The organism is Corynebacterium sp. c7Ub_26 (assembly GCF_053760365.1).
Genome location: NZ_JBSNBL010000002.1, coordinates 401,541 through 422,518 on the forward strand (window position 1 = coordinate 401,541; position 20,978 = coordinate 422,518).

Annotated in this window: 16 protein-coding genes; 4 read left to right on the forward strand and 12 right to left on the reverse strand. The window is 58.8% G+C overall.

What is annotated here, in order from left to right:
- Positions 1-50: 50 nt before the first annotated feature.
- The 10 genes from ACWORE_RS05230 to ACWORE_RS05275 all read right to left on the reverse strand — a co-directional run bounded on the left by ACWORE_RS05230 (position 51) and on the right by ACWORE_RS05275 (position 12,866).
- The gene (locus tag ACWORE_RS05230) at positions 51-1,220 is read right to left on the reverse strand and encodes an enoyl-CoA hydratase/isomerase family protein (protein WP_455303035.1); all 1,170 of its coding nucleotides are present in this window, start codon (positions 1,218-1,220) and stop codon (positions 51-53) included.
- Between the two features lie 129 nt (positions 1,221-1,349).
- Positions 1,350-2,270 (reverse strand): polyphosphate kinase 2, encoded by a 921-nt coding sequence (ppk2, locus tag ACWORE_RS05235; protein ID WP_455303036.1) that lies wholly within the window; start codon positions 2,268-2,270, stop codon positions 1,350-1,352.
- Between the two features lie 63 nt (positions 2,271-2,333).
- Entirely contained in the window at positions 2,334-3,797 is a 1,464-nt protein-coding gene (locus ACWORE_RS05240) for an L-serine ammonia-lyase (protein ID WP_455303038.1), read from the reverse strand.
- 63 nt (positions 3,798-3,860) lie between these two features.
- Positions 3,861-4,196, reverse strand: a complete 336-nt coding sequence (locus ACWORE_RS05245; RefSeq protein ID WP_406605682.1) for a putative quinol monooxygenase — start codon at positions 4,194-4,196, stop codon at positions 3,861-3,863.
- Between the two features lie 86 nt (positions 4,197-4,282).
- On the reverse strand, positions 4,283-6,328 hold the full coding sequence (locus tag ACWORE_RS05250) for an alpha/beta hydrolase (protein WP_455303040.1): 2,046 nt from the start codon (positions 6,326-6,328) through the stop codon (positions 4,283-4,285).
- Positions 6,329-6,400: 72 nt separating this feature from the next.
- The gene (locus ACWORE_RS05255; RefSeq protein WP_455303042.1) at positions 6,401-8,221 is read right to left on the reverse strand and encodes an ABC-F family ATP-binding cassette domain-containing protein; all 1,821 of its coding nucleotides are present in this window, start codon (positions 8,219-8,221) and stop codon (positions 6,401-6,403) included.
- Between the two features lie 82 nt (positions 8,222-8,303).
- Positions 8,304-9,629: a GHMP family kinase ATP-binding protein gene (locus tag ACWORE_RS05260; protein WP_455303043.1), complete on the reverse strand. Its 1,326-nt coding sequence runs from the start codon at positions 9,627-9,629 to the stop codon at positions 8,304-8,306.
- 30 nt (positions 9,630-9,659) lie between these two features.
- Positions 9,660-10,589, reverse strand: a complete 930-nt coding sequence (gene rsmA / locus ACWORE_RS05265) for a 16S rRNA (adenine(1518)-N(6)/adenine(1519)-N(6))-dimethyltransferase RsmA (RefSeq protein WP_455303045.1) — start codon at positions 10,587-10,589, stop codon at positions 9,660-9,662.
- 9 nt (positions 10,590-10,598) lie between these two features.
- Positions 10,599-11,765 carry a transglycosylase family protein gene (locus ACWORE_RS05270; protein WP_455303047.1) on the reverse strand — a complete coding sequence of 389 codons (1,167 nt, stop codon included), beginning with the start codon at positions 11,763-11,765 and terminating at the stop codon, positions 10,599-10,601.
- A gap of 249 nt (positions 11,766-12,014) precedes the next feature.
- Positions 12,015-12,866: a TatD family hydrolase gene (locus ACWORE_RS05275; protein WP_406605676.1), complete on the reverse strand. Its 852-nt coding sequence runs from the start codon at positions 12,864-12,866 to the stop codon at positions 12,015-12,017.
- 189 nt (positions 12,867-13,055) lie between these two features.
- Between ACWORE_RS05275 and ACWORE_RS05280 the strand changes: the two genes are divergently transcribed.
- From ACWORE_RS05280 to ACWORE_RS05290, 3 genes are read left to right on the forward strand one after another with little or no spacing between them, the layout of a single operon-like run.
- Positions 13,056-14,486, forward strand: a complete 1,431-nt coding sequence (locus ACWORE_RS05280) for a C1 family peptidase (RefSeq protein WP_296139279.1) — start codon at positions 13,056-13,058, stop codon at positions 14,484-14,486.
- A 57-nt stretch (positions 14,487-14,543) separates the two neighbouring features.
- On the forward strand, positions 14,544-15,998 hold the full coding sequence (locus tag ACWORE_RS05285; RefSeq protein WP_455303049.1) for an aminopeptidase C: 1,455 nt from the start codon (positions 14,544-14,546) through the stop codon (positions 15,996-15,998).
- Between the two features lie 43 nt (positions 15,999-16,041).
- Positions 16,042-16,641 carry a class I SAM-dependent DNA methyltransferase gene (locus tag ACWORE_RS05290; RefSeq protein WP_455303050.1) on the forward strand — a complete coding sequence of 200 codons (600 nt, stop codon included), beginning with the start codon at positions 16,042-16,044 and terminating at the stop codon, positions 16,639-16,641.
- Here ACWORE_RS05290 and ACWORE_RS05295 read toward each other — a convergent pair.
- Both ACWORE_RS05295 and metG read right to left on the reverse strand, forming a co-directional pair.
- Positions 16,638-17,660 carry a quinone oxidoreductase family protein gene (locus ACWORE_RS05295; protein ID WP_406605673.1) on the reverse strand — a complete coding sequence of 341 codons (1,023 nt, stop codon included), beginning with the start codon at positions 17,658-17,660 and terminating at the stop codon, positions 16,638-16,640. The genes ACWORE_RS05290 and ACWORE_RS05295 overlap by 4 nt on opposite strands.
- Positions 17,661-17,732: 72 nt before the next feature.
- A complete protein-coding gene (metG, locus tag ACWORE_RS05300) occupies positions 17,733-19,571 on the reverse strand; it encodes a methionine--tRNA ligase (protein WP_455303053.1) in 1,839 nt (612 codons plus the stop codon).
- 138 nt (positions 19,572-19,709) lie between these two features.
- On the opposite strand from metG, the gene ACWORE_RS05305 reads away from it, so the two are divergent.
- The gene (locus ACWORE_RS05305; protein WP_455303054.1) at positions 19,710-20,963 is read left to right on the forward strand and encodes an aminodeoxychorismate synthase component I; all 1,254 of its coding nucleotides are present in this window, start codon (positions 19,710-19,712) and stop codon (positions 20,961-20,963) included.
- Positions 20,964-20,978 lie beyond the last annotated feature (15 nt).

The following is a 20,978-nucleotide window of genomic DNA, read 5'->3' on the forward strand; positions in this document are numbered from 1 at the left end:
GTAGCAGCCCGTGTTACGTAGCAGCTGCCCGTGCGACGTCGCAGGCCGCGTTACTCGGATTGAGCGGCAGCTAACGCTTCTTCAAACGGCTCCGGATTCACCTCACCGGTGACATGTGGGTCAAAGCTCGCTCGCATGTCTTTATCCACCAGGACCGCACGCACGCCCTCAGCAAAATTCTCCTGATAGCGCAGGACTTTCCCTACCTCAAACTCATTCTTCAGGCCTTGGCGCAGATCTTCCGCTTTTTCATTCGCGCGGAATAATAACGTCGTTGCCACCAGCGATGATGGATTTGCAGAGCTCAGTAGGTTATCAATGACAGCGATGAGTTCCTTGTCATAGCCACCCTTGTCGAGTTTCGCCTCAATATCGAACCAATCACCCTCGCTGAAGATGTCGTTAATCTCCTCGATATGGCGAGCTAAATACGACGGACCGGCCTCCGCTGCCGGGCGGGCGTACGTGTCTAATGCGGAATCGAGTCCGTGCTCATCAATCGTAGCCACAACGTTCTCCACCTCGTGCGAGGAAATAATGTGCGTGGCCACCCCTGACCACAACATGTCGGCCTGCGTAAAGCGGTAGCCGGTCAAACCCATAAACAGCGCTAAACCGTTCGACGTCGTCCCGTCGGGATCTCCACAGGGCTGACGAAGGTGCTGCATGGCGTAGGACACTCCCACGTCCGTCGAAAAGCCAATAGCCATTTCTGGCATCGAGGCCCACGTGCGTTCCGTAATCACCCGGTGGGAACCGTGCAAGGAAATCCCCAGGCCACCGCCCATGACGATGCCGTTCATCACGGCCACGAAGGGCTTCGGGAACTCTGCCAGCAGAGCGTTCATACGATATTCGTTCGTGAAGAACTCATCAGCGGCTGCGCGCCCCTCTTCCGTGCCTTCGAGCTGAAGTTCACGGACACGCCTCACGTCACCCCCGGCACAGTACGCTTTCGGCGTCGACGATGTAATAACGACAACATCAACCGCCGGATCAGTTGACCACGCGGTCAATGCATTTTCTATCGCCGCGCACATGTCGGTGTTCAGCGAGTTCAGCGCCTTGGGCCGGTCAAGAACAATATGGCCCACAGAACCGTGGACAGAGAGGTGAACATCATCCGTCGGTGACGTCACCGACGCGGTATCCCCTGCATTGGCTGCGGTGTGCTGATTGTCACTACTATGTTGCTGGTCACTTTTTTGTGCGTCTGCCATGAACGCAGTTTTCCACTCCCCACCCGTTTATGACAGTGATTTCGCCAAAAAAGAGCGAAATTACCCTCATTTATGCCCCCGGAATGGAGAGCACCGCACTCCCCCCGAGCGGTGGCTTCCCACCAGTGATTACTTCTTCTTATCTTTGTTCTTCTTGCCCTTCTTCTTGGCCTTCTTTTTCGCCTTGACCTTGTCTTTCTCTAAGTTCGAGGCCACATCAGGCACATAGCGGAAATCACTGCGCGGCGGGCGCTCATAGTCACGTCGCGCCGGATGCTCGGGCATTTCAGGAATGTCCTGTTCAATGTGCTCATACGGAATCGAGGAGAGGAGATGGTTGATCACGTTGATACGCGACCGCTTTTTATCCTCGCTCTCGACGGTATACCACGGCGCGGTGGGAATATCCGTGTGGACGAACATCTCGTCCTTCGCCTTTGAATAGTCCTCCCACCGGGTGATGGACTGCATATCCATCGGCGATAGTTTCCACCGACGCAGCGGGTCATCCCGGCGCGACTCGAACCGACGCAGCTGTTCCTCGTCGGACACCGAGAACCAATACTTACGCAGCATGATCCCGTCTTCGACGAGGAGACGCTCGAAAATCGGCGCCTGGTGGAGGAAACGTCGGTACTCTTCCGACGTCGCAAACCCCATTACACGTTCCACACCAGCGCGGTTGTACCACGAGCGGTCGAAGATGACGATCTCGCCCTTCGTCGGCAATTTTTCGACGTAGCGCTGGAAATACCACTGCCCCTGCTCACGCGAGTTGGGAGCCGGCAGGGCCTCGATGCGGCACGTCCTCGGGTTGAGATACTGGGTGATCCGCTTGATGGCAGAGCCTTTACCTGCGGCGTCACGGCCCTCCATGATGATGACCAGGCGAGCGCCAGTGGATACCACCCACTGCTGCATTTCCACGAGTTCAGCTTGCAGACGCTTCAGCTCTTTTTCATAGGCTTTCTTGTCGAGTTTCTTCGGTTTCTGCCGAGATTCCTCTGATCCAGAATCCTGTGTATTCGTGGTCTGCGGCGAATCGCTCATCGTGGGGCCTCTCCTGGTTGATCACATACCCTATTTCGAATAGTACATACCGGCAGGTGACACCTAACATTCAGGCACATTGACGGCGACGTGCAAAGCAAGGCCACCGCCGGCGGTCTCCTTATAGCGATCAGACATGTCCGCGCCGGTTTCCTTCATTGTGGTGATGACCTCATCCAGGCTCACGCGGTGAGTACCGTCGCCACGCAAGGACATGCGGGCCGCGTTAATGGCTTTACCAGCAGAAATGGCGTTCCGCTCAATGCACGGGACCTGGACTAGCCCACTAATCGGATCACACGTGAGGCCTAACGAATGCTCCATCGCGATTTCCGCGGCATTTTCCACTTGCTCGGGTGTTCCGCCCAAAACCTCGGCTAACCCCGCGGCGGCCATCGACGCTGCTGAGCCCACTTCACCCTGACATCCCACTTCGGCCCCGGAAATCGAAGCCCTCTCCTTATATAAGGACCCCACTGCTGCGGCAGCTAAAAGGAATCGACGCGCAGTGTCCTGAGGATCCTTGCGACCCGCCGGGGTGAAGGTGAGGGCATAAAAACCGACCGCCGGAATGATCCCCGCCGCCCCATTCGTCGGCGCTGTCACAACGCGGCCACCAGAAGCGTTTTCTTCGTTCACCGCGAGGGCAACTAAGTTCACCCAATCGGTGGAAAACTCGGCCGTCTGATGGGGATCGTCGACGATAAGATCGCTATACCACTTCCGAGCACGACGCCGCACGCCCAAGCCACCAGGCAGAATGCCCTCCTGGGTAACTCCGCGTTTAGCGCAGTCAGACATTGCCTCCACGATGGCGTCGAGGTCAGCGTTGATCTGCGGATCGCTCCGGCGCGACTGCTCACACTTGCGCTGAACTTCCGCGACGGAACCTCCCAGTTCCTCGGCTTTTGCCACGAGCTCTTTGCTCGAGGTGAACAACCACGGGCCGGTCAAGGCGTCTTGATCAGGGACTTCTTCCTTTGTTCGGATAAAGCCCCCACCAATAGAATAGAACGTTTGTTTATAGCGCTGGCCACGCACGATGGCGGAAAAGGTGACCGCATTCGTGTGAATGGTCCGCACCACCGTCGGGCGAAGAACGATATCTTCAAAACCACACTGGACCTGCAGGGATTCATCCCCCGCAAGATTGATTGTCCGTGTGCGCCGAATCTCCTCCAACCGTGGCCCCATGAAGTCAGGGTCAACGGTTGCCGGATCTGCCCCGTCGAGCCCCAACAGGCACGCGCCTAAGGTTCCGTGCCCAGCCCCCGTCGCGGCGAGCGAGCCGTAGAGAATAACGGTGATGCTCTCTGGATCTTGAGTGACAGCACCACCGACCAGCTCGACGTACTCGTCGTCGGCAAGACCCGAATCGGCCGTGGACGGGATGTCGTCGGCCGATGTCGTGGTTAAGCGCTCACGTAAGCTGCGTGCAAATTCGAGCCCAGCACGCATTGGTCCCACAGTGTGCGAACTCGATGGCCCCACACCAATGCGAAATAGTTCAAATGTGCTCACAGTCATATGGACGAGGATAACGCGCTACCTACGCTCCTGTAATGTCACACGTGCTGTCGAGTGAAAATATCACTCATCACCATCAATGGTGACCTCGGACATATCGTCCCAGCCGGAGCGATCTTCCATGGTCGTGTTGATAATCTTCGGCCTGGACTGCAGAACTTTGTTCATCTCCTCAATGCCCTTGGCAAAGTGATCGGACTCGGCATGGACTTTGCCGGCTTCCGCATCCTCATAGGCCTCGATCAGGATGTATTCGTTGGGGTCATCGGTGTTCCGGTACCACTGGAAGAACAGGCATCCGGGCTCCTGGCGGCATGCCTGGGTGAATTCATCCATTTTCTCGCGGAATGATTCGACGAATTCTGGCTTCGGGCGGTACCTCACATTAATAAGAATCATGCCACCCAGGGTAGCGATTCGGCTCTGCCTTCGTGGGAGGGGTGGAGGCCCCGGGGCGACGGTCCTCCCGCCGGCGGAGGCCCTCGCTAGTTGCCGTTCATCTTCTTTTGGTCGACGCCGACTTCCTTCTCAGGGCCTTGCCCGTCCATCGCCGTCGCTAACTGCTTCTTCAGACGCGGCATGTCATCTTGGGTGAATTTCCCGTTCCCCGCAACCGCGGCCAACCCGTCGAGGAGCTGGTATCCATAGTTGTGGCCGTGCCCGTTGGGGACATTCGCTGCGACGGGGAGATCCAGCGTGACCTGCCAAAACGTGAGAATCGGCACCCACGTCATCGCGGGCGAACGATCTCCTTTAGGCGGTTCTTTCAACCAATCGGGCCGGTGGAAGAGAAGCTTCGGGGACCACCACACCACCGGATCCGACGGGTGCTGCAGATACAGCACGCGGGGACCCGGCCACAGCGGGCTATCTTCACGAGTCGCTTGTTCGTGCGACTCTTCCCACGACCAAATCTTCTTCGGGCCATTGGCGAAGCGCACGGTCAACCCATCGGAATAGGTGGGCTCTATTTCCGGAGTTCCGAGGTCGCGTCTGGCCACAAATTGGCTCCACAAATTATTACTATTTTGCGGGCCCACCCACAGAACGCCATTGACCGAGTTCACGATGTCTCGAAGGCCGGAAAAAGCGCCCTCACCTGCCGATGTACCCAGGGACTCGCCGTACACATAGATGCGTGGCCGATGATCTTTGGGCAACGTATTCCACCAATCGACCACGCTGTTAATTAAAACCTTGCCGGCCTCTTTCACTCGCTGTCTGTCCGCAACGAACTGCAAACCACTGGGGAGGAATGAATACTGATCCGCCGCAATCGCGGTATTTCCGTTAAACATCAACTCGATGGCCTGAGCAGCAGTCGGATTCACCCACCCGGTCCCCGTCGTCGGGATAACAAAAAGAACTTCGCGGTTGGCAGCGTGTGTTCGCTCGAGCTCACGGACGACGAGATTCGCGCGGGCTTGATCATCCGGCTCATTCTTCAGCCCGCCGTAGACACGGATCGGCTCCTTCGCAGGCTGGCCAGTGAGTTCTTCCAGCTCATCCTTGTGCAAACCCAAACCCGTGAACCGCGTGCCAAACGCACCAAGCCCGTCCCATGCCGCCTCAGACTGTTGGCTGCCCGAGCGCTCGGGGACCGTCGGCTGGACCAGGTCAGAACGGATCTTGTTATTCCGTACCGAAAACACCCGTTCGGCCACCGACATCGTCGTTCCCGGCACGATTTTGTCGCCCACAAAAACCAACACGACGACAACGACGAGCCACGCGGCGATGGTTCTCGTGGCATCGCCCCATCGCTGCGGGCCATGGTCGGCCAACCACTCGACGAGGTTAATGAGCAGGCGGACAACCCCCACGACAGCAGCCCAGAGACCCAGGCCGACCGGGATGACCAGCAAGAACTTCGCTGGCGTGTAGGCTTCCGCCCCCATCGTCCGGGCGATCTGGTTCTGCCACCGGACCGCGAACAGAGACATGATGATCGTCGCAATCGGGACAGCGATAAACAGCGCCGCGTCAAGAGCAAACCGCCACCGGAAACGTAACGATCCGCCCATGAACGTGGGTTTTCGTGCTTCGGCCTCTAGACGACGCATCGCGGTTTCGAGCCGACGGTCCGACCCCCACCGCCATCGGGGCAGACGCAAGGACAAATCCTCCACCCGGGGCGCGATGAGGTCGTCGAGCCACAGGTCCCATATCCAGTGGATGATCACGCCGAACGCGTACGCCGTCACGGCCGACACCCCACAGACCACGCCTTGGAAAAGCCATGTGCGGGGCAGAAGGGACGGGGTCATGGCCATCAAGAACGCAACCGTTCCCAGGACTACACCAACAGGATCAGGGCGGAGCCACAACCAGGCCAACATGAGCCGGCGTCGAATCGGGGCATCACGGTCCGAATAAGAGTCCACCGCGGTGCTGAGGAAAACGGGGGCATCGTCGGCACGGCGATAGAACTCCACGTCACGGTCGAAGTCTTTTCCAAAGTCAAAGGTGAGCTGCTGGCCTGGTTTCGACACATCCCGTGACGAGCGTTGTCCCTGGTTCGCCGACGCCATCCGCTACCCTCCTGGTCCGTTCTGACCGCCGCCGGATGTTGTCCACTCCCTCAGCGAGAATCCGGGGCGAGCTTACTGTTGCTCGAGCTTTTCACCGTACTCCATCCAGACCATTTCCAGTTCTTCCCTTTCTTCACGGGCCTGGGATAGATCTCTATCCAATTCAGTCAATTTTTCTGTGTCCGCGCCATTCGAACTGCTCGCGACATCAGCCATGTCCTGCTGGATTTTCTCTTCTCTCTTCTGAACTTTGGCGATCTTTCGTTCAAGAGAGTTCATTTCCTTAGAGATTTTATGTTTTTCAGCCGCCGAAAGGGAACCCTGCTTCTGTTGGCTCCCCGTAGCAATGGCCTCTGTTCCCGCGGCAAACCCAGTTCCCGACGCCGCATGATCGTCCATGGACCGTCGGCGCTCGAGATATTCGTCGATACCGCCAGGTAGATGGGTTACGTCGCCATCGCCGAGTAAAGCGAAAACGCTATCGCAAATACGCTCAATGAGGTAACGATCGTGCGAAATCACGATCAGCGTTCCCGGCCACCCGTCTAGCATCGACTCCAATTCCTGGAGGGTGTCGATGTCGAGATCATTGGTGGGCTCGTCGAGAAGCAAAAGATTAGGTTCCGACATCAAGATTCGGGTGAGTTGTAGCCGACGACGCTCGCCACCCGACAAGTCACGCACGGGCTGACGCTGCCGCTTGACCGGGAAACCTAAGCGCTCGGCGACTTGCGAGGCGGACATTTCCTTCGTGCCCAAGACGACGTACTCGGCCACCGCCTTGATCGCGTCGATGACGGTGAGGTCCTCGGGAATATCCTCGAGTTCCTGCCGCAACCAGCCCAAATGGAGCGTCTTACCCTCGCGACGATGCCCCGCCACCATCGAGTAATCGCCGGCGATCGTCCGCATCACCGTCGTTTTGCCCGAACCATTGACCCCGACGAGGCCGATGCGCTCCCCCGGGCCGATCCGCCACGTCAGGTCATCCACCAACACGCGCCCATCGGGCGTGGCAATCGTCGCGTCCACGAGGTCCACAACGATTTTCCCCTGGCGCTGCTTGGAAAACGCCATCAGTTCCACCGTGTTGCGCGGCGCCGGGACGTCGGCGATGAGTGCTTCGGCGGCTTCCACCCGGTATCGGGGTTTCGACGTACGGGCGGGTGCTCCGCGACGCAGCCACGCCAACTCTTTCCGCGCCAGGTTTTGGCGGCGCTGCTCTGCTGCGTCGGCTTGGCGTTGGCGCTCGGCGCGGGCGAACATCCAGTCGTTATATCCGCCTTCATAGGTGTCCACCGAACCGTCGTGGACCTCCCATGTGCGCGTCGCCACGGTGTCCAGGAACCAGCGATCGTGGGTCACGATCACTTGAGCGCAATTCCTGTGTCGCAAATGATCGGCCAACCACTGGACGCCCTCGATATCGAGGTGGTTGGTGGGCTCGTCGAGAACTAGGACATCGACTTTTCGCACCAAGGCGGCGGCGAGCATCACTCGACGGAATTGGCCACCGGAAATGGAATCGGTCGGCTCGTCCAACAGTTCCGACAGGTCAAGGCCGGCGATGATGGACCGCACCTCGGGGTCGGCGGCCCACTCGTAGGCGGCTTTCTCCCCGACGATCGTCTGGATAACGGAGGCTGAGGAGCTCTGCGTACGCTGGGCCACGGTCGCGATCTGGACAGAGCGCCCATGGGTGACTCGGCCCGAATCGGGCTCGATGCTTCGAGTCAGAACACCGAGCAAGGTGGACTTTCCGCCGCCGTTGAGCCCCACGACACCGATTCTGTCGCCCTCATTCACCGCCACCGTCACGTCGTCGAGCACCGTCGTGATGCCGCGGGTCATGGTGACGGAATCCGTCGTGATGAGCGGGCGTACTGCTGCCATTAGTTCTGTGAACTCCTTACTCGTGTGGGCGTGGAACAGGCGGCGCTGGTGGCATTCGATCCAGGCAGGCACAGGGTGACGGTTAGGGCGATTTTTCATCCTCATCAGAGACAAGGTGCGCACCACTCTGGCTTCCCGGCCTGTGGCTGGGTGCAATTCTAGCTGTGCGGACAACGCCACTCCCCGCCAATTCGGCCTGCACGTCGCGGGCGTGGTCCTCGTCGGCACACAGCATTGCGCAGGCTGGCCCTTGCTGAGCCACGATGGTGCCGAACGCACCCGCCCGCGTGCCCGCTTGAATCACCCGACGAAGGGACGGGACGACGCTGGTCGCTGCCGGGTACAGGTCGTTGCCCATCGTCTTCGCAACGTCCACGGGATCACCCGACACGAGCGCGCGCTCAATGTCTTCTATATTGCCGACGCTGTACTGCGATCTCTTTCCCGACGCCATCTCCGCACGTTGTACGGCCAAGCGCTCGACGACGCGGTGGCACAGCTTTTCCCCGCTCTCGTCGGCGTCCTCGTCTTCGTCGTCACTGTGCTGGACGGATGGGCCTCGGCGGCCGTGAACGGCCTGTTCCTCGTGGACTGGCGATGGCGCGGCCCAAGGCATCGCCATCTCTGGCGACGTCACCACCGGCATCGTTATCACCCACCACAAGGGACCTCGCGCCAAAAGAGGTGTCCGCTGGGATGTGACGTCGGATCCTGGTTGGGCATCGTGGTCCAGGTTGATCAGGCTCGTCCCGCCCTCGAGGGCAAGTTCGATCGCGGCGTATTCGTCAGGGCATTCTTCCCGCGCAATGCGGCGCAGAACGTCACTGGACAGAGAGCCGACGCTGCTGGTCTCGGTTCCGCCTGGTGCGGAGAATCCCATCGCGCGCACGATGAAGTGATAGCCAAAGAATCGGTCGGCGGCCACGATAGCTGCTGCGACGTCGGCTGCTTTACTTCCTAAGCCCGCCGACAACGGAATGCGCTTCGTGATCTTCACGTCGACTCGTGGCAGCGCGAGAGATGGCGACATCACGGAGCGGTAGGCGTCGGCGATCCGCTCGATGACCCTCCATACGACGTTGTCCGGGCCGGTAGGCAGCTGACCCATCGGCACATTGCCGCCGACGGAAAGATCGTGGACGACGTTGCCCGTCGTCAGTGGCGATCTATCGACGGTTGATGTATCTCTTAGACCACGGTGAGACACACTTTCCACGTCCGTGACCGGCTGGATGGTGACGGAATTCTCTAAGGAAACCGACTGCGCGACGGATGTGAAACCTGACGAGTGGGCCTGGAGATACACCGACAGGACGGCTGGTGCTTGTCCCGTGACACCGTCCCAGCCGTCGATGTACTGGTCCCAGTCTGAATTGAACACAGGTCTATCGCTGTTGCTGGACGTCATGGTTTCACCTCCTCAACCACCCGTTATCGACTAGTGGGGTGCTTCTGTGCCCGCCGGCAGCTGTGCCAGCGAGATAAATTCGTCGATGGACAGCGTCTCCCCGCGACGTTGCGGATCAATTCCTGCTTCGCGGAGAGCGTTCTCTGCTGCGGACGCGTTTCCATAGTGCCCTTTCAGGGCAGCGCGTAGGGTCTTTCGACGCTGGGCGAACGCGGCATCAATGATCGGCCATAGTTGGGCTCGTGCGGCGGAATCAGTTGGCCACGGCCGGTTGCCACGGGTGAGTTTGACCAACCCAGAATCGACATTGGGCGCCGGCCAGAACACGTTTTTCCCGATGGCACCTACGCGCTGAACCTGGCCGTAAAAGCGAGCCTTCACGCTGGGCACACCGTAGACGCGATTCCCCGGTTCGGCGGCAAGGCGGTCGGCGACCTCAGCCTGGACCATGACAAGAACGCGCGTGATCGTCGGGAAGATCTCCAGGACGTGCAGAAGAATCGGAACTGCCACGTTGTAGGGCAGGTTGGCGACGAACGCTGTCGGAGGATTCGTACCCAAGTCCTTGGCAACTGAGCCGGTGAGTGCTAACGCATCAGCGCAGATCACGTGGAGGTTTTCTGCGCGTGTCGGGGCGTACTCAGCTACGGTGTGCGGGAGTTGTTCAGCCAGCGTGGTATCGATCTCCACCGCCGTCACTTTTGAGACAACATCAAGAAGGCCAAGCGTTAACGAGCCCAACCCCGGACCGACTTCGAGAACGTGATCGTCGGGCGACAAGTCAGCAGTGGCGACGATTCGCCGGACTGTATTGGGGTCAACGACGAAGTTTTGTCCACGTTTTTTAGTTGGAACAACCCCCACGGTCCTCGCGAGGTCTCTTATTTCTTTCGGCCCCAAAAGCTGGACGGCTGAAGAAACATGATCGGCGGTACGCGGAGGAGTGGGGGGTTGATTCACACCGTTAGGTTAGCGGATTCCGAGCTTCGACGTGCAGGCCGGCCATGCTCCCCAACCCTGGGCAGCCTGAACCTTGTTAGCGACGGCGATCTGCTGCTCGCGGGTAGCGCCGGCAGCGGTAGGAGCGTATGCCCCACCACCGAATGCTTGCCAGGTCTGGTCGGTGAACTGCAGGCCACCGGAGAAGCCGTTGCCTGTGCTGGTGTTCCACTTTCCACCAGACTCACACTGAGCGATGGAGTCCCATACCGATCCGCCAGCAACAGCGGGAGCCGATGCCGAAGAGGACTTGGTCAAGGCGACGGCTGCCTTCGTGCCGCGGGAGATGACCTTTTCAGTGGCCTCAGAGAGGATCTTGGAGGCTTTTTCCCAGCGCTGAACTTCCTGGCCGTTACGGGACTTGACGGTGTAGGTCACTTCGCGCTCGCCAGCTTTACCTGGCTTAACGACAGTCTCCGAACCCTTCGGGCTGTTGGGGTCGTCAACGTAACGGACGGTCGGCTCCACAGCCTCTTTCACCGTCTGGTCTTCGGTCTTGTTGCGCTCAATGGTGATCTTATCGCCACTGACCAGCTTCTTACCGAGCTCCGGCGTGACTTTGTCGTCGGCACCCAGCTTGATTCCACGACGGTCAAGGAAGTCCTTCACCGTGACAGCGGGGACCTTCATGTCGCCGAGCTGGCCACCGTCGTCAAGGGTGATGTCCTTGAGCGGCACAACCTCGAGCTTCATGCCACTTTCCGGGATCTTGGTGCTGCCCTGGGCAGACACGTAATCGTCCGGATTGATGGTGCCGACTTGGTTAAGGAAGTCCTTAACAGTGAGGGCGGTGGACTGGATGGTCTTTTGGACGCCATCGACAGTCAGGGTGACGGGGCGGGCGGTGCGAACCGTGATCTCCTGCTTGTCCTTGACGGAGCTGTTCGCAGCGGGGGAAACGAAGTCGCCATCTTTAAGGTCGACATCGTGTGAGGCGAGAATGCTCTTGACATCCCCGGACATCGCGCTGACGTGGGAGGTTTCGCCGTTAACGTTCAGGATGAGGTTCTTCTGAGCGTTAACTGCAACAGCGCCACCGACAACCAAGGTGGCCAGCATGCCGCCGGTAGCGACACGCACTGGCGTGGAGGAGGTGTGGTTAATGCGGTGGATGCGAGATTTCTTCTGAGTGCTCACGTCTTTCTCTCCGGCTCAGAATGGTGGAGCCTGCCCAAAGTCACGATCTGATAACAACTTCGACAGAGTAGCAACTAGATGGGGGTGAAGCAACGGATCCGTAACCAAAAGTTGCCATCACTTGTGACACTTTCGTAACATTTGGCCAATTTTCCTTCTATGAACTGGCCATATGCTGAACTTAGCCTTGGAACCAACCCCCTCGATTTGTGATAGAGGACACAGAAAAACGGGGCCGATCGCCCGAAATTAGTCCTCCGAGCTCGAGCGCTCCACCCCGAAAATCCTTGCTGCGGTCTGGCCTGTGTGGAGGGCAAACTCCTCAGACGTCTCCCCTCTTACTTCAGCCAACCGACGGGCCGTGTAGCCGACATATGCGGATTCGTTCTTCGCACCGCGGAATGGCTCCGGAGTCATATAGGGCGCGTCGGTCTCTACCGTGATCTGCCCCACGGGGGCGCGGCGGGCCGCTTCGCGAAGCTCGTCGTTACGTTTAAATGTGGAGTTCCCCGCGAAGGACAAAATATATCCCCGACTCAGCGCTTCCTCAGCGACGTCCAGTGGCGACGAGAAGCAGTGCAGCATCACCGTGAGATCGTCGCCATAGTCGGCGAGAATGGCCAGCAAGTCCTCGTCGCCCTCACGATTGTGAATCATGAGCGGTTTATTAACCCGGCGCGCCAAGTCCGCGTGCCAGCGCAGGGCCTCGCGCTGGGTGTCCTTATCCGCACACTCGTCGAGCTTGCCTAGCCAGTAATAATCCAGCCCGGTCTCCCCGACCGCGACACAGCGGGGATCCTCAGCCATTTCTTCGATTCGGGCGCGCACGCTGTCGGTCAGCTCGCCGGCTCGCGTCGGGTGGATGGCGCACGCTGCGACAACATCGGGATGGAGATGCGCGGCCTCGAGGGCTTTCTCCGCTTCGTCTAATCCGTCGCCTACGGTGCACACCCATTCCACACCACTGCCGGCGGCTCGGGTCATCAGCTCCGAAATCCCGGCTGCATCATGGGCTCCGGTGGCCCATAAATGGGTATGAGCGTCCACAAGGTGCGGCAGGAATTCGGGCGGTTTCGGTTCAGGGCGACGCTTCTTGCTCATACCTTTAGGCTAACTAATCCAGTGGGCTGGACGTGAACAGTCATGTCCCCGTCCCCTACTATGTTCACACATCACACACAATGCCCGAGCACACCCTGTTCGTGGCCCATCTGTACCCCATGTGTGAAACGCTATGTCGAGCCACATTGCTGAACTGTATTGCTGAACCGCATTGCTAAGGAGACAAGCATGACCGAATCTTCGTCTACCTCACCATTGACTGCGCTGTCAGATACACGCCTATCTGAGCTTCGTGCCAATATTGCCGACGATCCCACCCACCGCGTCGCGATGAACGCCGTGACCACCACCGACGTCGATCATGTTGCTCTGAACAGGGACGCCGTCGTCGCATTAGATGAATCGTCAGAAATAAAGCTCGATGCCTTAAAGGTGACCGATCAGAAACAGTCTGGCCGGTGCTGGATGTTCGCGGCGTTGAATGTTTTCCGTCACGATATCGCACGTTCTCTTAATCTTGAAGATTTTGAATTCTCGGAGTCTTATCTTCAATTTTTCGACAAGTTCGAAAAAGCGAATTACTTCTTGCGTTCCGTCGCAGGACTGTATGACGGCTCCATAACATCAGCGGATAGCCCGTCACATACTGGCTCACCACAAGAATTACGCGATCGCGCCATTGATACATTATTTACTTTCACCGTCAGCGACGGCGGCCAGTGGAGTTACGTCGTTAATTTGGTGAAGAAATATGGTGTTGTTCCCAAATATGTCATGCCGGAAACGCAGTCGAGTTCCTCGACCTCTCACATGGATCGGGCGTTAAACACCATTGTGCGCAAGGCCGCTCTTCAGCTGAGGGATGCGCTGGACACTGAACGGGACACCCACACTGAGGGCTTTGACCCGAATGGCATCATTGCCTCCGCACTTCGCGACGTTCACCGCGTGCTATCCATTCACCTCGGTGTTCCACCCACCGAATTCGTCTGGCAGTATCGCGACAAAGACAACACCTTCCATCGCGGTGGCACCTACACACCGCAGCAATTCGCGCAGGAATTCCTGCCCGATGACCTGGACAATTACGTCAACATTGCGCATGATCCGCGCGCGGACGTGCCCGTCGGGCATCGGTACACAACCCAGTTCCAAAATGACATGTGGGGCACGGAGGACTTCACCTATCTCAACGTGAATCTGCACACCATGAAGTCGCTGGCCATTGATCGCCTCCGCAAAGACAAGCCGGTGTTTTTCTCGTGCGACGTCAACCGCCAGTTCCGGGCGGATCTCGGAGTGTGGGACGCCGATCTGATTCAGCTGGACCAGCTCTACGGCATCACCACCGAAACGACGAAGGCTGACCGCATGCTGACCGCCGAGTCCCGGTTGACCCACGCAATGGTCTTCACCGGCGTTGATTTCGACACCGATTCCGACACTCCCCGTCGGTGGCGAGTGGAGAACTCGTGGGGAACCAAGCACCACAAGGAGCACAAAGAAATCGCTGGTAAGGGCTACGGAACGATGGCCGATTCCTGGTTCAACGAGAGTGTGTTCCACATTGTTGTTCATCGCGACGAGCTGCCCGACGAGCTTCGCGCACACCTCGACGACGAACCCACTGTCCTTCCTCTGTGGGATTCCATGGTCTAACCCGCTGCACATCACGCAGAACTCCCGCACCAACCACCAACTATGACAAGGACACCTATGACTTCCTCTGACAACCACAGCACCCCGGCACCGCAGTATTCTTCGCGCAACACCGGCGTTCTGGCTCCTCAAGCCGTAGCGAGTCTCTCTGAGGCAGTGGCCTCCGACTCGTCTGCTCGGATCGCGATGAACGCGGTCACCACGACCGACGTCGATAAAGTCGCTCTGAACCGCCAGCGCGTCATTTCCCTCGACCATTCTGTTTCGCATAAAACGGATACGTGGGCCGTCGCTAATCAAAAGAAATCTGGCCGGTGCTGGATTTTCTCGGGACTTAATTCCATGCGCGGCAATGTTATGTCAGAAACTGGGATTAAAGACTTCGAGCTTTCTCAAAACTATGTTTCTTTTTATGACAAGCTAGAGAAAGCCAATTATTTCCTCACCGCGATGCGAGAATTAGCCGATCGCCCTATCGAGGATCGGACTATTCAGCATCTTTTGCAGGCACCCATTGACGACGGTGGCCAATGGAATATGTTTGTCGCTTTGATCAACAAATATGGTGTTGTTCCGCAATACACAATGCCCGAAACGCAATCGAGTTCTAATACGCGGCATATGAACCGCGACTTGGCGTCGGTTCTGCGCGCTGGGGCGACACGCATCCGCAATGCCGTCGCAGAGGACAACGAGCACAACACCGATAGCGACGCGGTCAAGGCCATTCATGACGAGACCATGACCAGCATTTACCGCATTCTCACCATCCACCTCGGTGTGCCGCCGGAAAAATTTGTGTGGCAATACCGCACGAAGGATAACGAGTTCGTGCGGAAGGGCACGATGACGCCGCAGGAGTTCGCCGCGACCTACCTCCCTAGCGACCTCGACGACTATGTGTGCGTCGTAAACGATCCGCGCTCGACCAGCCCCTACGGTGACACATTTACCGTCGAATACCTGGGCAATGTTGTCGGCGCGAAGCCGGTCACTTACCTCAACGCGCCTATCGAGGTGCTGAAGAAAGCTGCTGTGGGTGCGCTGGTTGATGGCAACCTTGTGTGGTTTGGGTGCGACACGCTGGCACAATCGAACGCTGACCAGGGATATTGGTCGCTTGACCTGTACAATTACGACACCCTTCACGGTGTGGACCTCTCCATGTCCAAGGAAGACCGGCTGCTGTCTGGCGATTCCATGATGACTCACGCCATGGTGTTCACCGGGGTTGATCTTGTCGACGATTCCAACGACGATTTCGACCCGACCTCTGTCACGTCGTCCGACGATCTGCCGGAGACTGTCCACCCCCGCCGGTGGCGCGTCGAAAATTCCTGGGGTCCGGATAAGGCCGACAAGGGTTTCTGGACGATGGATGATTCCTGGTTCTCCGAGAACGTGTACGAAATCGCTGTTCCGAAGTCACGGCTGCCCAAGGAATACCAGGACGCGTTGAGCAAGGAACCCCATGTCCTCCCCGCGTGGGACCCTATGGGCGCACTGGCTTAGGCGCACTAGCTCTCGGATAACAGCCAGCGCTATTCTGAATGTCATGCGTACGTGGAATGACATTGTTGCTGCCAACCCTGACCACTCCCATCGCTATGCAAAGCGGTGGGATGTTTTCGTTGCCCAAGGGAGGGATATCGACGGCGAGGCACGCCTCATTGACGCGTTGGCCCAGCGCGGCTCACGGATGCTCGACGCCGGGGCCGGCACCGGGCGAGTAGGAGCATATCTGCTTAAGAAAGGGCACTCGGTCACGGGCGTCGATATTGACCCCTACTTAGTGTCGGTGGCGCAGAACCGTCTGCCCGACGGCGACTGGCATGTTGCCGATTTAGGCGATGAATCCCCCGACCCCCAGGACTTCCCCGAGGGGCCGTTCGACATTATTTACTCGGCCGGAAACGTGTTCCCCTTCATCGCCCCCGACCACCGCCCAACGGCCGTCGCAAACCTATCGAACCGGCTTGCCGACGGCGGTCGGATGGTCCTTGGCTTCGCCCTCGACCGGGGCTACACGGCACAACAATTTCTTGCCGACGCTGACGCCGCCGGCCTCACACCACAACACATGTTCTCATCGTGGAATGCGGATCCGTACGACGAGACCAGCACGTTCCTCGTTGCCGTGCTGACGCGGAACTAAGGAATGAGCACCAACGATCCTGTCGTCTTCCGCGCCTGCAGCTGCTCATGAGCTGTGCGTGCCTCAGAGAGCGGGAAGGTCCCTCCAATGCGGAATTTCACTGACCCGTTGGCAACCATGCCAACAACCGCCTGAACTCGCGATTGCAGTTCACCCGGGCGCGAAGTCCAATCCTTAATGCTCGGCCGGGTCAGGAACACCGACCCCGCCTCATTCAACAGTTGCGGATCAATCGGCGGCACCGGCCCGGACGCCGCACCAAACAACACCATCGTTCCCGTCGGCCGCAGCGAAGGAATGGACGTATCAAACGTGGTCTTCCCCACGCCGTCATACACGACGTCCGCACCGCGCCCATCCGTCAACTCACGGATTTTCTCCGGCGAGTAGTCGTCGTAATTAATGGTGTAATCAGCACCATTATTCCGCGAGAGCTGCGCCTTTTCCTCCGTAGAGGTGATGCTGATGACAGTGGCTCCCCGCGCTTTCGCCATCTGCGTCAGAAGCAAACCGACGCCACCCGAACCCGCGGTAATGACGCACGTGTCGCCCTCACCCAGCGAGTAGCAGCCGTCGGAAAGGTAATGGGCCGTAATCCCCTGCGTCATTAACGACGCGGCCGTCGGATCGTCGATTGTTTCCTCGATAGCCACGGCTGCCGACACGGGCACCGCCGCGTACTCCGCGTACGAGCAGTTCGTGTTATAGAAAGCGACGCGATCTCCGACGGACAATTCGCCCGAGGAGGAAGCGTCGCCATTATCCTCCCCCTTGGCGACGATGCGCCCGACGCCCTCAACGCCTGGTGTGTAGGGCATGTCCGTGGGATAAATTCCCTCGCGGAAATAGGTGTCGATGTAGTTGACGCCGGCGGCGTCAATCTTCACCAGAACCTCGTCGGGCCCGGGCTGGGGAACGGGGACGCCATCCTTGTATTCCAGGACGTCAGCGCCTCCCGTGTGGGATACCCGGATCGCGTGCATGGTGTTAGGGATAGTTACTGTTTGAGAAGAGCTCATGACCCCCACCATAGGTGAAGACCGCGCGTCCAGCAGGGAGAGAATCCCCGGTAGGAGGAATAGAACCCCGGCTTAGTGGACGACGGGCGCCCACTCCGGGCCGGTTTCCGCCAACTCGGGGTCCAGCTTCGCGAAGATCGGCTTCGGCTTCTTCAGTGTCGTGCCGGCTTCGATGGGGATACGTTTCCAAGCTGCTTGCTGGTGGGAATACTCACCGGTGATCACGTGGTAGGTCCGCCCTTCCTCGGGAAGGCCAACCCCCATGAGCTCAACCGGGGTGTCATCCGTCACTTCGTCGATTCGCGGCATGGCCGCCCACTCGCCGGTGCGCCCCAGGGTTTCATGTACCTTCTGCGCAGCGTGTGGCAAATACGGGGTGAGCAGCACATTGCAGTCGGACACGACCTGCAGCGCCGTGTGCAAAACGACGGCCAGGCGGTCACGCTGGTCCTCATCATTGGCCAGTTTCCACGGCTCCTGAGCAGCAATGTAGGCATTGGCCTCACCGACCACATGCATGGCCTCGTTAATCCCGGCGCGGAAACGCGAATGCTCGATGTTGTCCGCAACAATGTCGAAAGTTTTCTCCGCGAGGTCGAGGAGGGCGTTATCGTCGTCGGTAAGTTCAAGCCCGGAAATATCGGGGACTTCACCGAAGTTCTTCGCCGCCATAGACACCGTGCGGTTGATCAAGTTGCCCCACGAGTTGGCTAGCTCGTTGTTGTTGCGTCGGACGAATTCGTCCCAGGTGAAGTCCGTGTCGTTGTTTTCCGGCCCGGCGACGGCAATGAAGTAGCGCAACGGGTCGGGGCCAAAGTCGCGGAGGAAATCTTGCACGTAGATCACCACGCCCTTGGACGACGAGAACTTCGATCCCGACATGGTGAGGTATTCGGATGACACGACTTCCGTCGGCAATTGAAGGTCACCCAGCTTGCCTTCGGTGCCTCCGCGTGACCCGAGACCACGGTATCCGAGCATTTCAGCGGGCCAAATCTGGGAGTGGAAGGTGATGTTGTCCTTGCCCATAAAGTAGTAGGACTTGGCCTCAGGGTTGGTCCACCACTTTTTCCACGCGTCCGGGTCCCCAATGCGATGAGCCCACTCGATGGATGCAGACAGGTATCCGACGACGGCGTCGAACCACACATAGAGCTTCTTGAACTTGTTATCGGCCCATCCTTCGAGGGGGACGGGAACACCCCAGTCGATGTCGCGTGTCATCGCGCGGGGTTTGATGTCCTTCAAGATGTTCAGGGAGAACTTGAGGACGTTGGGCCGCCAGTCTTGGCGGGATTCGAGCCACTCCCCTAGCGCGTCGGCGAGTGCGGGCAGATCGAGCAAAAAGTGCTCGGTTTCGACGAACTTCGGTGTTTCGCCGTTGATCTTCGAGACGGGATCAATCAGGTCGGCGGGGTCCAGCTGGTTGCCGCATGTATCGCACTGATCGCCGCGCGCGCCGGGAGAGCCACAGATTGGGCAGGTGCCTTCAATGTAGCGGTCAGGAAGGGTGCGCCCCGTCGACGGGCTAATAGCGCCCAGGGTTGTTTGCTTCACCATGTAGCCGTTGGAGTACAGCGTCGTGAAAAGCTCCTGGACGATGGCGTAGTGGTTGCGCGTCGTCGTCCTGGTAAAGAGGTCATAGGAAAGACCAAGTCCGGCCAGGTCTTCAACGATTTGCTTGTTGTATGTATCGGCAAGTTGCTGCACACTGACGCCTTCTTTTTCCGCCTGAACCAAGAGCGGAGTTCCGTGCTCATCAGTGCCGGAGACCATGAGTACGTCGCGCCCACGCATTCGCTGGTAACGGGCAAAAACGTCGGAGGGAACACCGAAGCCGGCGACGTGTCCGATGTGGCGGGGCCCATTGGCATAGGGCCAGGCGACAGACGTAAGTATGGGTGCAGACATACCGTCTAGGCTACAACGCGCTGCAAATTTTACCGACATGAAGGGCAGTCTTAGTGCTCGCTTAGTGCCCGTCGTAGGCCTCCGACGTCCCCACCGGCCGTTCAGGCCGACGCCCACGCCGGCAGTTACAGTATTTTTATGCTCCCCGGCATCTTCGACGCGCCTCACGACGACTCCACATCCGTCACACGCCTTGGTTACAGCTCACTGGACCCCGTCGATGTGGGTGTATCACTTCTTATCGACGACGACCTCCCCGCGATGGCTATCGGCGCCTGGGGTGGGCTCGAGGCCGTCATCGCACCGGATGCGTTATGCACGTACTGCGATCCGGACGACGCGTTAACGCCCCCACCTGGAGTTTTCCCGCCTTCTGGCGACGACAATAAATCGACGCCGAACGCTTCTGATCCCAGCAAGGGCGTTCGGTTTGGTTTTATCTCGTACCCCGACCCCACGGTGTATGCCGCCGGCGTTACCGCTCACCAGGTGATCTGGCGACGCGACGGGGAATGGTTCACCAACGGCGACCCCGATTGGGCTGGGAACATTCTCGCTACAGCGGATCATCGTCGCCACCATCACTCCGCTGAAGAACTCTCCGTACCCACGCGCTGGAGCACCGGCGACCGTGACGCCCATCGCCGGGGTGTCCTCAGCTGCCTGGACGCCATTCGCGCCGGGGAGGTCTACCAAGCGTGCATCTCCGCTCAGTTTCGGACACCAATGACGTCGCGTGCCGAGGCTGCCCGGTGGTGGCTCTCGACTGTCCATCGCACCCGCCCCAGGTACGCGATGTTCCTGGCAACAAATGACCGCGCCATTGCCTCGCTGAGCCCCGAACTGTTTCTGGAACGCAGGGGCTCCACGGTGTGGTCGTCGCCAATTAAAGGGACTATTCCCATCGATCGCGATCCCGAGGAACTCGCGCGGAGCAGGAAGGATGTTGCAGAGAACATCATGATTGTGGACCTTGTCCGCAATGACCTCAGCCGCGTGTGCAGAGATGTGACCGTGCCCTCGTTGCTGAAGGTCGTCCCGGCACCGGGGGTGTGGCATCTCGTATCGACGGTGTCTGCGCAGGTGGACGATGTGTCGCCGGCGCGGGATTCCCGCATTATCGATGCCTGTTTCCCGCCGGCGTCGGTGACGGGCACACCGAAGTTACGGGCGCGGGAATATCTGGCCGAGTGGGAGCCGGTGACGCGCGGTATTCATTGTGGAACAGTGGGGATAAACTGGGGAGATATCGTGGCGAATGTGGCCATTCGCACCGCGGAATGGGTGAATGGCGAGCTGGTTTTGGGCACCGGGGGCGGGATCACCATTGACTCCACTCCCGACGCTGAATGGGCTGAGATCATGGCCAAAACGTCGACTTTACGCTGGTAGCAGCGTCGTCAATGC